This is a genomic window from Stenotrophomonas sp. TWI819, from assembly GCF_039673075.1.
GTDB lineage: Bacteria > Pseudomonadota > Gammaproteobacteria > Xanthomonadales > Xanthomonadaceae > Stenotrophomonas > Stenotrophomonas rhizophila_B.
In genome coordinates this window covers 51,847-65,480 of sequence record NZ_JBDJKY010000006.1, presented here as the reverse complement: position 1 = coordinate 65,480, position 13,634 = coordinate 51,847, and the positions used below count along the sequence as shown (strand labels likewise).

General features: G+C 67.5%; 12 protein-coding genes. 7 read left to right on the top strand and 5 right to left on the bottom strand.

Annotated elements, in window-relative coordinates; all coding sequences use genetic code 11:
• Positions 1 to 23 precede the first annotated feature (23 nt).
• A complete protein-coding gene (locus ABE463_RS09995) occupies positions 24 to 1,319 on the top strand; it encodes an acetyl-CoA C-acetyltransferase (protein ID WP_123731054.1) in 1,296 nt (431 codons plus the stop codon).
• A 176-nt stretch (positions 1,320 to 1,495) separates the two neighbouring features.
• Here the strand turns inward: ABE463_RS09995 and ABE463_RS09990 are convergent, their stop codons facing one another.
• The 3 genes from ABE463_RS09990 to ABE463_RS09980 all read right to left on the bottom strand — a co-directional run bounded on the left by ABE463_RS09990 (position 1,496) and on the right by ABE463_RS09980 (position 4,727).
• Positions 1,496 to 2,860, bottom strand: coding sequence for a heme biosynthesis HemY N-terminal domain-containing protein (locus tag ABE463_RS09990; protein ID WP_346468050.1), 1,365 nt, complete (start codon positions 2,858 to 2,860; stop codon positions 1,496 to 1,498).
• Positions 2,861 to 2,863: 3 nt separating this feature from the next.
• Complete coding sequence (locus tag ABE463_RS09985) at positions 2,864 to 3,841, bottom strand: uroporphyrinogen-III C-methyltransferase (RefSeq protein ID WP_346468049.1); 978 nt, start codon at positions 3,839 to 3,841, stop codon at positions 2,864 to 2,866.
• Positions 3,842 to 3,950: 109 nt separating this feature from the next.
• Positions 3,951 to 4,727 carry a uroporphyrinogen-III synthase gene (locus tag ABE463_RS09980; protein WP_346468048.1) on the bottom strand — a complete coding sequence of 259 codons (777 nt, stop codon included), beginning with the start codon at positions 4,725 to 4,727 and terminating at the stop codon, positions 3,951 to 3,953.
• Between the two features lie 43 nt (positions 4,728 to 4,770).
• Here ABE463_RS09980 and ABE463_RS09975 point away from each other — a divergent pair, with 43 nt between their 5' ends.
• From ABE463_RS09975 to ABE463_RS09955, 5 genes are all read left to right on the top strand, one after another.
• The gene (locus ABE463_RS09975) at positions 4,771 to 5,241 is read left to right on the top strand and encodes a YiiD C-terminal domain-containing protein (protein ID WP_259260595.1); all 471 of its coding nucleotides are present in this window, start codon (positions 4,771 to 4,773) and stop codon (positions 5,239 to 5,241) included.
• 30 nt (positions 5,242 to 5,271) lie between these two features.
• The gene (locus ABE463_RS09970) at positions 5,272 to 5,706 is read left to right on the top strand and encodes a hypothetical protein (RefSeq protein ID WP_259260594.1); all 435 of its coding nucleotides are present in this window, start codon (positions 5,272 to 5,274) and stop codon (positions 5,704 to 5,706) included.
• Between the two features lie 78 nt (positions 5,707 to 5,784).
• A complete protein-coding gene (locus ABE463_RS09965; protein WP_088434820.1) occupies positions 5,785 to 6,222 on the top strand; it encodes a rhodanese-like domain-containing protein in 438 nt (145 codons plus the stop codon).
• 104 nt (positions 6,223 to 6,326) lie between these two features.
• The gene (gene secB / locus ABE463_RS09960) at positions 6,327 to 6,842 is read left to right on the top strand and encodes a protein-export chaperone SecB (protein ID WP_019184891.1); all 516 of its coding nucleotides are present in this window, start codon (positions 6,327 to 6,329) and stop codon (positions 6,840 to 6,842) included.
• A gap of 17 nt (positions 6,843 to 6,859) precedes the next feature.
• A complete protein-coding gene (locus ABE463_RS09955) occupies positions 6,860 to 7,885 on the top strand; it encodes an NAD(P)H-dependent glycerol-3-phosphate dehydrogenase (RefSeq protein ID WP_259260593.1) in 1,026 nt (341 codons plus the stop codon).
• A 613-nt stretch (positions 7,886 to 8,498) separates the two neighbouring features.
• Here ABE463_RS09955 and ABE463_RS09950 read toward each other — a convergent pair.
• Positions 8,499 to 9,071, bottom strand: a complete 573-nt coding sequence (locus tag ABE463_RS09950) for an Ax21 family protein (protein ID WP_123731060.1) — start codon at positions 9,069 to 9,071, stop codon at positions 8,499 to 8,501.
• Between the two features lie 276 nt (positions 9,072 to 9,347).
• Entirely contained in the window at positions 9,348 to 9,986 is a 639-nt protein-coding gene (locus tag ABE463_RS09945) for a response regulator transcription factor (protein WP_346468047.1), read from the bottom strand.
• A 75-nt stretch (positions 9,987 to 10,061) separates the two neighbouring features.
• Here ABE463_RS09945 and ABE463_RS09940 point away from each other — a divergent pair, with 75 nt between their 5' ends.
• Complete coding sequence (locus tag ABE463_RS09940; RefSeq protein ID WP_346468046.1) at positions 10,062 to 13,634, top strand: transporter substrate-binding domain-containing protein; 3,573 nt, start codon at positions 10,062 to 10,064, stop codon at positions 13,632 to 13,634.

The following is a 13,634-nucleotide window of genomic DNA, read 5'->3' as shown; positions in this document are numbered from 1 at the left end:
GCCATGTTGCAGACACCCCTCCCATGCCAGGTATCTCCATGCCCAACGCCCGTCCCGTCGCCATCCTCGGCGGCGTCCGCATTCCGTTCTGTCGCCAGAACACGGCTTATTCGGACGTCGGCAACCTCGGCATGTCGGTGCGCACCCTCGGTGCGCTGGTCGAACGCTTCGGCCTGCACGGCCAGCAGTTGGGCGAAGTGGCGATGGGCGCGGTGATCAAGCATTCCAGCGACTGGAACCTCGGCCGCGAAGCCACGCTGTCCTCGGGCCTGTCCCCGCTGACCCCGGGCATCACCATGCAGCGCGCCTGCGGCACCTCGCTGGACACGATCATCGCGGTGGCCAACAAGATCGCGCTGGGCCAGATCGATTCGGGCATCGGCGGCGGCTCGGATACCACCTCCGATGTGCCGATCGTGTACGGCAAGAAGCTGCGCGCGCGCCTGCTGGCGGCCAACCGGGCCAAGAGCACCGGCGACAAGCTCAAGGCACTGACCCGTGGTTTCAAGCTGAGCGAACTCAAGCCGGAATTCCCGGGCGTGGCCGAGCCGCGCACCGGCAAGAGCATGGGCGACCACTGCGAAGACATGGCCAAGGAGTGGAACATCTCCCGCGACTCGCAGGACGAGTGGGCGGTGTCCTCGCACAAGAAGCTGGCCGCCGCCTATGAGCGCGGGTTCTTCACCGATCTGATCGCGCCGTTCCGCGGCGTGGAGCGCGACAACATCCTGCGCGCCGACACCTCGCTGGAAAAACTGGCCACGCTGAAGCCGGCCTTCGACAAGGTCTCCGGCCGCGGCACGCTGACCGCCGCCAACTCCACTCCGCTCACCGATGGCGCCTCGGCAGTGCTGCTGGCCAGCGAAGAATGGGCGCGTGCGCATGGCCACGAGCCGCTGGCCTACCTGCGTGATTCGCAGGTGGCGGCCGTTGATTTCGTGCACGGCGAAGGCCTGCTGATGGCACCGACCATCGCCGTGCCGGAGATGCTCAAGCGCAACGGCCTGACCCTGCAGGATTTCGACATCTACGAGATCCATGAAGCCTTCGCCGCCCAGGTGCTGTGCACGCTGCGCGCGTGGGAAAGTGAAGATTACTGCCGCAACCGCCTCGGCCTGGATGCGCCGCTGGGCAGGATCGACCCGGCCAAGATCAATCCGCTGGGTTCCTCGCTGGCCACTGGCCACCCGTTCGCCGCCACCGGCGCGCGCGTGATTGCCACGGCGGCCAAGCAGCTGGCCGAACGCGGTGGTGGCCGCGCGCTGGTCTCGATCTGCACCGCCGGCGGCATGGGCGTGGTGGCGATCGTCGAGCGCTGATCGCCCTGCGGCAGTGAACGAAGAAGGCCGCCCAAGGGCGGCCTTCTTTTTTGTATCTGGCGGAGGTATGCACCATTCGGCTCTCGTGGTGCCGGCCCCTGGCCGGCTCCTCAAATCCTCTCCGGGACTCCGCAGTGCCGGCCAGCGGCCGGCACTACCGGGTGCCGCGTCGCCCTTTACGGCAGACGCGGATTGCCGAACTCGTCGCGTTCCACGTGCAGGCGATCTTCTTCGACAGGCAGGCGACCCTGTTCGACATGCAGGCGATCCTGCACCGGGGCCGGTCCGCCCATCAGTGATTGCTCTTCGATGGTGGCGCGCTCGGGCACGATCGGATCCAGCGGAGTGGTGACCGATGCACGGGCCAGCGCCACGCTGTCGTCGCCGCGCTGATGGCGCAGGGCATTGGCGAAGCACTGCGAGGCAAGTGCGGTCTCGCCACGGTCCAGGAACACCTCGCCCAACGCTTCCCACGCGGCCGGGCCGGCGCCGGCGGCAATCGCGCGGTGCAGATAGTCCTCGGCCAGGGTGTGCTGGCGCTGACGCGCGGCAATGCGTCCCAACGCCAGCAGCAATGCGGGGCTGGAAGGCTGCGTGGTCAACCAGCGCTGCAGGTTGGCCTGGCGCGTGGCCAGCTTTTCGACCGGCATCTGGCCGTAAAGCGTCACCACCGATTCGTCCCAGCGCGTGTCCAGTGCCTGTTCGAGGTTGAGCAGGGCCGGTTCGTCCCAGTCCAGTGCAACCGCACGCAGTGCATAGGCGGAGACGACATCCGGATCGCTGCGTAATGCCTTCGGGGTGGCTTCCCACTGGGCGGCCAGCGCGTTGACGTCACCGGCTTCCAGCAGCGACTGCGCGGCCAGGCGGATTTCCAGCTCGGCCACGGCGGCATCGGGCAGCACTTTCTGCTTACGCAGCGCGCCCAGCTGGCCATAGGCCTCATGCGCGCGATCGGCACGGGCCAGCGCTTCGGTACGCAGCCACAGGCCACGCGGCGGCAGCGGCTGGATCGCGGCAACGTCCAGCACGTTGATCGCATCGACCGGGCGTTCCTGGGCCAGCAGGCGTTCGGCCAGCAGCAGGGCATGGCTGGTGGCATCTTCGGTGGCCAGGCGCTGCAAATACTGATTGACCGCCGCATCGTCATCGCGCGCCTGCGCACTGCGGACCGCGGTCACCATGGCAACCGCGCTCACTTCCTTGTCTTCAGCAGCGCTGGTCAGCAGCTTTTCCGCACGCTGCCAGTGGCCGTGTTCGTGTGCCTGCAGGCCTTCGGTGAGGCGGGCGCGGCCCTGCTTGCGGCGGTAGCGGCCCCAAGCGCGGAACGGCGAGGCCAGCAGGCTCCACAGCAACCACAGCACCAGCAGGCCGACCAGCACCATCAGCGCGACCTGGGGCACGGTGGAGCGGTAGTCGGTGCCGCCATAGCGGTAGATCACTTCACCAAACTGGCGCAGCTGATCGGTGCCGAGCCACTGCGAGGCGATCACGCCCAGGGCGACGGCCAGCAGCAGGACCACTAGAGATTGAAACGGCTTCATCGATTAACTCCCAGTGCGCATCGTGCGCAGTTGCTGCAGGGTGCTGCCCAGTTCGGGCAACGATGGACGCAGCTCACGGGCGCGTAGTTGATGCAGTTCAGCACGACGCTCGCGCAGAGCAGGTGAATCCGGCCACAGCCGCGGCAGCCACAGCGCCACACGGTCCAGCGCCTGGGCGTAACCGGCCTGGTCGCCGCGCTCCACGGCGGCGCGCGCCAGGGTCAGCTCCAGTTGCAGCGAATCCCAGGCGGCCACACGCTCGGCCTCGGTCAAGGGGCCCTGCAGGCGGGTGGGGGTGATGGTCACGAACGGGGCCAGCACCTGGTGCCACCACGGCGTTACTGCGGTGGCGTCGACCGGTGCGTCGATCTGCTCGGGGAGCCCGGTCAATGCCGCGGCGAACTGCGCCAGCGCGGCCTGTGCCTGGGCGCGCGCGCCCGGGCCGAGCGCGTCCACGGCGTTGCGCTCCTGCATCAGCGCCTGCCGCAGATTCAGATACTCACTGCCCTGCACGTCGTCCAGCGAGGTCGCCGCCAACGCGTACAGGCGCTTGGCGCCCTCGACGTCATCGGCATAGGCCAGGCGCTGCCCGGCCTGGCTCAGCAGCAGCTCGGCCTCTTCCAGCTGCAGCGCCTGGGCGCCGTGGCGGGTGCTGTCGGCGAGCTTGGCCAGATTCTCTTCCAGCAGCGCATTGCGCTGGCTCAGGCCCAGCATTTCATCGCGCAGCACGCGGTTGGTCGCGGCCGCATCCTGCACGCGCTGGGAGGTCGACCGCTGGTCGCGGCGCAGCGCCTCGACGCGGTCCAGCAGGCCCTGCATCTGCAGTTGGCTGTTCTCGGCGCGCAGGCGCTCCTGCGCCTGTCGCGATTGCCATTGCATCCAGCCCCAGGCGCCGGCCCCGACCAATACGGCCAGCGCCGCGATCGGCACGATCCAGCGCAGGGGGCGGCTCGGAGAGGAGGGCGATACAGGGTCGTTCATACAGGCATCCTTGTCGCGCGCGCCGGGCAGTCCGCTTGGCTGGCGAGCGACGTGGCGCACAGCATCGCCTGCCCCCCGAGCCCCCTGCAAGGCCGCAGGCCTTCCCTGTTCAGGAAGACGCGGGGTGCATGAGCGCGGCGTGTGCAGCGCTGACCAGCTGCGCCGGCAGCGGGCCGGCGGCCAGCGTCACGTCGAGGAAGCCGGCCGCCTGTGCCTGCGCCACCAGCCGCTCGCTGGCGGCCGCCACGGCTGCCGTGCGCAGGCGGGCCTGCAGGTCCGGGGGGAGCTGCTCCAGGACCAGTGACAAGGCCTCGCCACTGCTCACTGCCAGTGCCCAGGGGGCGGCTGCCTGCCGCAGCCGTTGCAGCGCGCGCGGTGCCAAGGGCAGGGGCCGGCGCGCATACACGTTGGCCCGCAGCAGCTGGGCGCCGCGTTGCTGGAGGATCTGCGCGATCACGCCACGTCCGCCGGGGGCCGTCACCAGCCCGGCACGCAGGCCGCGCAGGTCCGCCAGCGCAGGCAGCGCCAGCAACCCTTCGCTGTCCATCCGCCCCGGGGCGAGCACATCACGGGCGCCCTGCCGCGCCAAGGCGGCGGCCGTCCCTGCGCCGACCGCCAGCCACTGGCCAGCGTGCGGGGCATCCAAGGCGGTCAGTCGCGCAGCGGCATGGACGGCGGCCGGGCTGCTGAAGACGACCCGCTCGGCCGCCAGCGCAGCGGTGAGGTCAGCGCAGGTGGCCGCATCCCTGCGCGCCTGCAGCGTCCACGGCGACAGCGCGATGACGGTGGCGCCGGTGCCCTTGGCCGCGCATCGCACGGGCGCGTGCTGGCCACGCGGGCGCAGCGAGATCAGGGTCCAGGGCGCGACTTTCGTTTCGGTGTTCATTGCGGGCATTATGCGAGCCCTTCGATGTGACGTGATCAACCAGATGTCCGCAACCGATTCCCTGTCGGCGCAGTTGTCCGCGCTGCAGCATGTCCTGGATACCATGCCGCCGGTGGCGGCGATGCAGATCCGGGTCCACGATTATCGCGACGGCGTTCTGCACATCCGCGCCCCCCTGGCGGCCAACGTCAACGACAAGGGCAATGCGTTCGGCGGCAGCCTGGCCTCGGCCCTGACCCTGTCCGGTTGGGCGCTGGTGACCCTGCGCCTGCGTCTGGCCGGGTTCGATGCGGATGTTTACGTGGCCGACAGCCACCTCCGCTACCTGGCCCCGGTCTATGGCGACCTGGATGCGCAGGCCCAGGCCGACGCCGAAACCGACTGGGACAGCTTCCTGGCCACCTTCGCCCAGCGCGGCAAGGCGCGCATCAGCCTTACCGCCCGCCAGCCGGGCGAAGGCGACAAGGCCGCCGCAGAGCTGAGCGGCCGTTTCGTGGCGTTCGCAAGGCGGTAGGATGGGCGCCTTGCCTATTGGGGAATTCGCATGCGCCGTACGCTCCAGATCCTGCTGATCGCCTTGTTCGCGCTGACCAGCGTGACCGCGCTCGCCGCCGAGCAGAAGACCACCAGGAAGCAGCGCAAGGCGCTGGAGGAAACCCAGATCAAGTACGACGCCACGATGCGCTGGGGCACCGTCGAGGACGCCTTGCCGTACCTGGATCCGGAATACGCCAAGGCCCACCCGCTGACCGATCTGGAGCTGCGCCGCTTCGAGCAGGTGAAAATCTCCAGCTATCGCGCCAGCGACAACGTGCCCATGCCCGACGGCCGGGTGGGGCGCACGGCCGAGGTGCGGGTGATCAACAACAACACCCAGTCCGAACGGACAGTGCGGGTGCGGGAGATCTGGCGCTGGGACGCCGAGGACAAGCGCTGGCTCCAGGCCAACGGCCTGCCGGACCTCTGGCAGGACCGCTGAGGCCTGCCAGCACGGGGCTGGACGCCGATTCGCCTGCATGTGCGACAATCGGCGCCCGCTTATCGACCCGTGATCTTAGTGAATTACGAAGAGTTGCTGGCCTTTGCCGGCCGAAACCCGATGTTGTCGATGGCCCTGGTCGGCCTGACCGTGGCCATCATCGTGACCGAAGTCCGCCGACTGTTCCGCGGCTTCAAGTCGCTCAAGCCGGCTGAACTGACCCAGCTGATGAATGCCGGTGGTGCCATCGTGGTCGATCTGTCCTCGAGCAGCGATTTCGAGAAGGGCCACATCGCCGGCAGCCGCAACGTGCAGCCGAGCCAGTTCGGTCCGGAGCACAAGCTGGTGGCCAAGGCCCAGCAGAGCCCCGTCGTGCTGGTGTGCCGTACCGGCAATGCCTCCGAGACCGCTGCCAAGGCGCTGAAGAAGGCCGGTTTCACCCAGGTCAACGTGCTCGACGGTGGCATCCCGGCGTGGCAGCAGGCCGAGTTGCCGCTGGTCAAGGGGCGCAACTGATTCCCGTCGGATTGCTGCGCATGCCTTGTGAGTGGCGCACAGCGCCCCCATCGCAGGGCATGTAACAATCCGTTTTTACAGCATTCATTTTGGAGCAACAGGAAATGTCCGAAGAGAACACCAACGGCGCGGTCGCGCCGGTCGACGCCGCCACCGGTCCCTCGTTCACCGTCGAGAAGATCTACGTCAAGGACGTTTCGTTCGAATCGCCGAACGCTCCGGCCGTCTTCAATGACGCCGTGCAGCCGGAACTGCAGCTCAACCTGAACCAGCGCGTGCAGCGCCTGGGCGAGAGCGCCTTCGAAGTCGTGCTGGCCGTGACCCTGACCTGCAAGGCCGGCGAGAAGACCGCTTACGTGGCCGAAGTGCAGCAGGCCGGCGTGTTCGGCCTGGTCGGCCTGGACCCGCAGTCGATCGACGTGCTGCTCGGCACCCAGTGCCCGAACATCCTGTTCCCGTACGTGCGTTCGCTGGTGAGCGAGCTGATCCAGGCCGGCGGCTTCCCGCCGTTCTTCCTGCAGCCGATCAACTTCGAAGGCCTGTACGCCGAAACCCTGCGCCAGCGTCAGGAACAGGGCGAAACCTCGCTCGCTGATTCCGAGCCGGCCGGCAACGCCTGATCGGCGCTGCAGTACGGATGAGCAACCACGCAGACAAAATCGCGGTTCTCGGCGCCGGCTCCTGGGGCACCGCCCTGGCGAGCCTGCTCGCGCGGCACGGTCATCCGACCGTGTTGTGGGGGCGCGATGCGGCGATGGTCGAGGCCATCGACCAGCGCCACGAGAACACCCGTTATCTGCCGGGCATTCCGCTGCCCGAGTCGCTGCGCGCGACCACCGATCTGGCCGCTGCCGTCAAGGACGCTGCCTGGATCCTGGTGGTGGTGCCCTCGCACGCCTTCGGTGAAACCGTGCGTGCGCTGGCGCCACTGCGACCGGCCGATGCCGGCGTGGCGTGGGCGACCAAGGGCTTCGAACCCGGCTCCGGTCGGTTCCTGCACGAAGTGGCGCGTGAGGTCCTTGGGTCGGACGTGCCGCTGGCGGTAGTGACCGGTCCGTCGTTCGCCAAGGAAGTCACCCAGGGCCTGCCGACCGCGATCACCGTGCACGGTGACGCGCCGGACTTCGCCCAGCAGGTGGCCGATGCCATGCACGGTCCGGCGTTCCGCGCCTACACCGGCGATGACATGGTCGGTGCTGAGCTCGGCGGTGCGATGAAGAACGTGCTGGCCGTGGCCACCGGCGTTGCCGATGGCATGCAGCTGGGGCTCAACGCCCGTGCCGGCCTGATCACCCGTGGCCTCAACGAGATGCTGCGGCTTGCCGCGGCGATCGGTGCCAAGCCGGAAACCCTGATGGGGTTGGCCGGTCTGGGCGATCTGGTGCTGACCTGCACCGGCGATCTCTCGCGCAACCGGCGCCTGGGCCTGGCCTTGGGCCGTGGCCAGACGTTGACCGATGCGGTCCGTGAGATCGGCCAGGTGGTCGAGTCGGTGCAGACCGCCGATGAGGTGATGCGCCAGGCGCGCCGTCACGGCATCGACCTGCCCATCTCAGACCGCGTGCGCGCGGTGCTGCACGGTGAGCAGACACCGGAAGAAGGATTGCGTGCGCTGTTGGCGCGCGAACAGAAACCGGAGTATCCGGACACGCTGTTCAAGTGAGGCACGAAAAACCCCGGCAAGCGCCGGGGTTTTTTTGGTTCTTCGTCCAGCCGCATTGCAGGCATGAAGCGCGCTCTGAATCTTTTCAGGCGCGGCGGTGGATGGGTCGGGCGCTGGGCCGCGATGCCCTTGCCGGCGAATGTCCCCCGGCGTCGACCTGCGGCCGCCGCCTCCTCCTTTATTTCGCCCACAAGGGCATCGCGACCCACGTATCCAGACCACTGGCGCCGACAGAAAGGCACGGTCTCCCGCGCGCCTGACGCACGCTGAGTCCCCTATCGGCGGGTAGGTCCCTGGGCAAAATCAAGGAGGAGGCCGTCGCCGTCAGGCGTCGGCCGGGGGACATTTGCCAAGGGGCCTGCCCGTCGATAGGGGACCCTTACGCTCGCGGTAGACCCGCGCGGAGACAGCACGCGATCCACAATGCGCCTGAATTACCTGGGCACCGCCAGAACGAAAAAACCCGGCGCAGGGCCGGGTTGTTTCGTGGCGTACCGACGAGGGCGTCGCCAGGTGCTGCATATAAGTGAAGCCCGGCGTGAGCCGGGCTTCATGGCGCAGGGGAGAGAGACCGCGCCATCCAACAACGTACCGCGGTATTGCGTATCGCGTATTACCAGGTAAAGCGCGGACCGACGAACCACTCCTTGTCGCCGCCCTTGGCCAGCTTCACTTCGCCGGCCAGGCCCCAGTTCTGGTTGAGCTTGGCCTGGGCACCGACGCGGCCGTAGAACTCGCCGTCCGGATTGATGCCGTGCTTCTTGCTGTAATCCTCGTAACCGGCCATCACGTAGCCTTCGAAGTTCGGGGTGAACGCGCTGCGCACGCCGACTTCGGTCGAGTAGCCGTTGAAGTCCAGGCCGCGCTTCGGATCGAACTTCTGGTAGGCAACGCGGGCGACCAGATCGGTGGTCGGGGCGATGCCGTAGTTGTAGCCGACACCGACCTTCCACTGGTCCACATCGTTGCTGCCGCGCTTGGTTTCCTGCGCGTTGTAGTCACCGAAGATGTGGAAGTTCGGCGCCACGGCGACCGAGCCCTTCACCGCCCAACCATCAGCGTCGCCGCCCTTGGCATCGGTGTTCACGTAGCCGCCTTCAACATAGTTGTACGACAGACCGTCGGTTGCCGACGCAGCGAACGGCAGTGCAGCGAGCAGACCCAGAGCAAGCAGGGAAGTCTTCATATTCGGGAACACCTTTTTATTTTTTGGTTTTGTCCGCCAGCAGAGGGAGGGGGAAATCGCTGCTGGCGACAGGTGTGAATTATCCGTTAGTCACCCGAATTAGCCCTGAATATCAAACTGAGCAGTACATAAATGCAGCGGCATTCCAGGGAACTCTTTGTGTGCGATCTGTTAGGCACGCGCGCAACACATCACGCACGACGGATCGCCATCGCGATGCGGTACATCGCGCGTGCATCGAAGCAGGCGGAGGTGCCGTCCGCAGGACGGCGGCAATCAGCGTTCGCCGTCGCGCAGGTAATCGAACAGCTCGGCGTCACCCTTCAGGCCGAGCTTCAACATCGCATCGCCTTTCTGGCGGCTGATGGTGCTCACGCTCTTGTGCAGATGGATGGCGATCTCCTTGACCGTCATGCCACTGCCCAGCAGACGCAGCACTTCCAGCTCGCGCGGCGAGAGCGGCTTGGCTTCCCCTTCTTCCACGCTGTTGGTGCCGATCGCGTCAATGCGCTCTTTCAGCGTGAGGCTGATGTAGGGCATGCCGCGCTGCACGGTCTGGATCGCCTGCGGCAGTTCGTCCATCGACGAGGTCTTGTCGACCAGGCCGAGTACGCCGGTGGCCACCACCATGCGCAGGATCGCCAGGTTGTTGGAGACGCTGAGCATCAGCACCGGCAACGCGGGAAAACGCCGGCGGATCATGGCGATCATCGCAAAGCCATCGGCCTGCTGGCCGCCGGGCATGGAGTAATCGGTGACCAGGACATCGCAGGGGTGCTCGGATAGCGCGGCCATCAATTCGGCGACGGTACTGGCCTCGGCCACCACCTGGCCAATGCCGCTGGATTCGATCACGGCCTTCGTGCCGATCCGTACGACCGGATGGTCGTCGGCAATGATAATGCGCAGGGTCATGGACTAGTATTGCCTGTCAGGCAGCCGTCGGGCCGTGCCGGGATGGGGGATGTCATTCTACGGAGATCAGGCAGCATGCGTATCCACGTGGTTCGCTGGCTGGTGCTGTTCGCGCTGGCAACGGCATGGAGCATCTCGGTATCCGCCGCTGTGGGGCCCACATTGTCGCCCCGGCAGAGTGAGTGGCTTGGACGGCACCCTACCATCATCCTGGGCATGTACGACAGCGGCTGGCCGCCGTTCGAGTCCCTGCGCGATGGAAAGCCGGTTGGCCTGGGGTATGACTACCTGAGCCTGCTCACGCAGCAGCTGGGCGTGCAGGTGAAGGTGCGGATGTACCGCGATTGGACCGAGGTGCTGGACGCCGCGTGCCGGGGCGACGTCGATGTGGTGATGAACATCACCCTCACGGCCGACCGCACGCGCTGCATGGTCTACACGCGCCCGTATGCCATCGGTCCCCTGGCATTGGTGGGTCGCCCCGGCGATACACGCGCGTCGGCCGATCCCGATCTGCGCGGATTGCGTGTGGTCACCGAGCGCGAGTTCGTCACCAGCGACGAAGTGCGTGCCCGCTTTCCAGCGGCCCATCGGGTCATTGCACACACGACGTCTGCAGCGCTGGACATGGTCCGCAACGGGGACGCCGACGTGTATATCGGCAACGCTTACGTGGCCGCCAGCTTGATCGCCGAGCGGGGCTTGACCGATGTCACTCTGCTGCGTCCCAGCGACATGCCACCGGAGCGTCTGCATTTCGGTGTACCCAATGCCAAGCAACCCTTGGCCGAAGCCCTGGACATGGGGTTGGCGGCGTTGGCCGACAGCGACCACGACCGGTTGCAGCAGCGCTGGCTGCAGACGCCGGAATGGTCGGTGCAATCGCAGATGATTCTGGGCAACGCCGAGAAGCGTGTGCTCGCGATGCCGCTGCGGCTCGCCTTCGCGCCGAACGCGGCACCGTTGGCCTTTCTGGACAGTGCCAGCCGGCCCAGCGGTGTGTCGGCGGAATACCTGAGGTTGCTCCGGACCGTCGGCGCCCAGCTCACCCACGTGCCCGCGCATGACTGGTTCGACGTGCGCGAACAGCTGCGCCGTGGCGAGGTCGACGCGATCATGGGCATTCCCAACGATTCAAGCTACCTGGGTGACGCCTGGGTATTCAGCCAGCCCTTCATCACTGTGCCGAACGTGATCGTCACCGCCGCCGGCAGCCCGTCGGTGCTGGGCGTGCGCGATCTGGACGGGCGCAGCATCCTGCTGAGCGACCCGGAGCGGTTGCGAGGTTACATCCTGCAGCAGGCGCCCAACGCGCGCATTGTGCCTGCGCGAAGCGGCGAGCTGGCTTTGGCGCGGCTGGCCAACGGCGACGCTGATGCGTACATCGGCAACCTGGCGATCGTCGACCGGATCGTGCGCGACCGCTATCCGGCCCAGCTGCACGTGGCCGCACCCGCAGGCTTCAGCGATCGGTTGTCGTTTGCGGTCAAGCGCCAGTACGCGCCATTGGCCACCACCTTCGACCGCATGCTGGTCACCATGAGCGCGCGTGAGCACGAGGCGATCCGCAGTGACTGGCTCTCGGCCGAATACCGCAGCGACCTGGACTGGCGGAGCATCGCGCGCTGGGCGGTGCCGCTTGCGCTGGTGCTGTTGACGGCACTGCTGGTGCACGGCTGGGGACACTGGCGGCTGCGCAATGAAGTGGCGATGCGCAGGCGCGCCGAGCAGCGTCTGGCCAAGGTCACCGACAACCTGCCGGCCATCGTCTACCAAGGGCGGCGCGAACGCGATGGGCGGCTGTCGATACCCTACATCGCTGGCGACACGGAAGCGCTGTTCGGGGTGAGTGCTGCCGAAGCGATGGCGGATGAAAGCGCACTGATGAGCCGCATCGACGAGCGTGACCGTGCCGGCGTGCTGCAGGCCATGGAGCGCGCCGCGCGTGACTTCACCCCGCTGGACGTGGAGTTCCGGACCTGCCCGCGTGGCACGCTGCGCTGGGTGCGTTCGCGCGCGCTGCCCTACGACGCTGAGGACGGTGCGCTGCTGTGGAGCGGTTACTGGGTCGATGTCACCGATGCACGTGCGCAGGCCGATGCGCTGACGTTGGCCAAGGCGGCGGCTGAACGTGCGACTGCGGCGAAGTCCGAGTTCCTGGCCACGATGAGCCACGAGATCCGCACCCCGATGTCCGGCGTGCTGGGCATGGTCGAGGTGCTCTCGCACACCACGCTGGACGGCGAGCAGCGTCGCATCATCAGCGTGATCGAAGATTCGGCGCAGATGCTGCGGCAGATCCTTGATGACCTGCTGGACTACTCCAAGATCGAGGCCGGTGCGTTGTCGCTGCAGCCACATCCGGTCGCGCTGCGCGCGTTGCTGGGCAATGTGCAGCAGCTGCTTGCGCCGCAGGCCGTGGCCAAGGGACTGGATCTGCAGATCCAGATCGACGACGAGGTCGCGGCCCTGCATCTGGCCGACGGCATGCGCCTGCGCCAGATCGCGTTCAACCTGCTCAGCAATGCGATCAAGTTCACCCACGCGGGCGAGGTCGGCATCGCGCTGGCGCTGCTCGACACCGACGCGGATGGTGCGCAGCAGCTGCGCCTGACCGTGCGAGACACCGGCATCGGCATCTCGGCCGAACAGCGCGAACGTTTGTTCGCCCCGTTCGCGCAGGCCGATGCGGCCACGAGCCGGCAGTACGGCGGCACCGGGCTGGGCCTGAGCATCTGCCAGCGCCTGGTGGCGATGATGCACGGCACGCTGACGCTGCACAGCGTGCCCGGTGAGGGCACCCGCGTGGAGGTGCTGCTGACGGTGCCCACGGTGCCGTTCGAGGAACAGCCCGGCGCCGCCGAAGAACAGGCGCAGGCCCTGCCCTTGCCGGCCGCGCTGCTGCAGCGGCGGGTGTTGATCGTCGAGGACCATCCCACCAACCAGGCGCTGATGGGCTGGCGCATGCAGCAGCTGGGGCTGCCCCACGTGCTGGCCGAGAACGGCGAGCAGGCGCTGGCGCTGCTGGCGCGTACCCGTTTCGATCTCGTGCTCACCGATTGCCGGATGCCGGTCATGGACGGCTATGCCATGACGCGCCGCATCCGTGAACAGGAGCGCGACCGCGGCAGCGCGCGGCTGCCGGTGATCGCCCTGACCGCCAGTGCCATGGAGGACGATCTGCAGCGCTGCCGCGAGGCCGGCATGGATGATCTGCTGGCCAAGCCGGTGGCCTTGGCCGCCTTGCGCCATGCACTGCTGCAGTGGCTGCCGGATGGAGATCCGCTTGCCTCTGCCGCCGCGCAGGCCCCGGGCGCAAGCGACGCACCGCCGGATCGGGCGGCACTCGTGCGCCGCTTCGGCTCTGCGCATGTTGCCGGGGTGTTGATCGAGAGCCTTTGCACCGCGTCCGCCGACGATCTGGTGCAGCTGCAGGCGGCCTTGGAGGCGCAGGCGGGGCCCGCGCTCGTGGACGTGCTGCACCGGCTGGTGGGCGGGCTGGCGACACTCGGTGCGGACGCGCTGGCGGCCCGCGCGCGCGGCCTGATGGACAGCATCGACGAAGACGGGGTAGCAGCGCACGCCGGCGCGATCAGCGCGTTCGATGCGGCGCTGCGTGCCTACCTGGTGCAGCTGCAGGCGTCCTGA